General features: G+C 47.5%; 2 protein-coding genes. One reads left to right on the plus strand and one right to left on the minus strand.

What is annotated here, in order from left to right; all coding sequences use genetic code 11:
- Positions 1-67 precede the first annotated feature (67 nt).
- Positions 68-373, plus strand: coding sequence for a SelT/SelW/SelH family protein (locus KIV40_RS32170; protein WP_285353405.1), 306 nt, complete (start codon positions 68-70; stop codon positions 371-373).
- Between the two features lie 44 nt (positions 374-417).
- Here the strand turns inward: KIV40_RS32170 and yfcE are convergent.
- Positions 418-866 (minus strand): phosphodiesterase (gene yfcE / locus KIV40_RS32175; RefSeq protein WP_285353406.1); only part of this gene is annotated, 449 nt, incomplete at its 5' end.

Consider the following 866-nt stretch of genomic DNA (forward strand, 5'->3'; position numbering starts at 1 on the left):
GTTTGTCTAAAGCGTTATCTAGCTAACAACTCGACGCGCTCACACACCATCGATAAGAGAATAAGACATGGAACCACAAACTCTCCTTGAACCATCTGAAAAACCGACGGTTACCATTCACTATTGCCGCCAATGCAATTGGATGCTTCGTGCTAGCTGGTTGTCTCAAGAATTGCTGCATACCTTTAGCGAAGAGCTCGGTGCAGTAACACTTTGCCCAGATACCGGAGGTCGGTTCGAAGTTTTTTGTAACGGTGTACTCATCTGGGACAGAAAAGCAGAAGGGGGATTCCCTGAGGCAAAAATACTCAAACAACGAGTCCGCAATATCATTGCCCCAGAACGCGACCTAGGCCACGTCGATTCAAAATAACACTCGATCTTATCTCAGTGCTCTTTGATTACTTAGCGCACGGATTATAGTGCACCGCTTTTTAGAACATCACCATCAAACGTTAACACAGAGAAGGTGCCGTTTTCATACAAACCATAGCTGGCTGGGTGTCCATCGCGCGGAAAGGTGACAGAGCTTGGATTGAAGATGAAAACCTCGTCTTGGTACTCAGCAACAGGGATGTGAGTATGGCCATGCGCAATCACATCACCAGGATTCAGCGGTGGACGTTTGTTGGTGTTGTAGAGATGGCCATGCGTTAAGAAGATACGCTGCCCAGAAGGCAACAACACCCACGAGTAATCCATCATCATTGGAAATTCGAGCAGCATTTGGTCGACTTCGCCGTCACAGTTACCGCGCACCGCAATGATCTGTGAAGCTAACTTATTGAGCTTGTCTGCCACTGCAGGAGGGTTATAACCTTCAGGTACAGGATTTCTTGGCCCATGGTTTAGGGTATCGCCTAATA

Source organism: Vibrio sp. D173a (genome assembly GCF_030248475.1).

What these genes read in the sequence shown, in the direction of transcription:
- KIV40_RS32170 (WP_285353405.1), top strand. Translation starts at nt 68, where the DNA reads ATGGAACCACAAACTCTCCTTGAACCATCTGAAAAACCGACGGTTACC.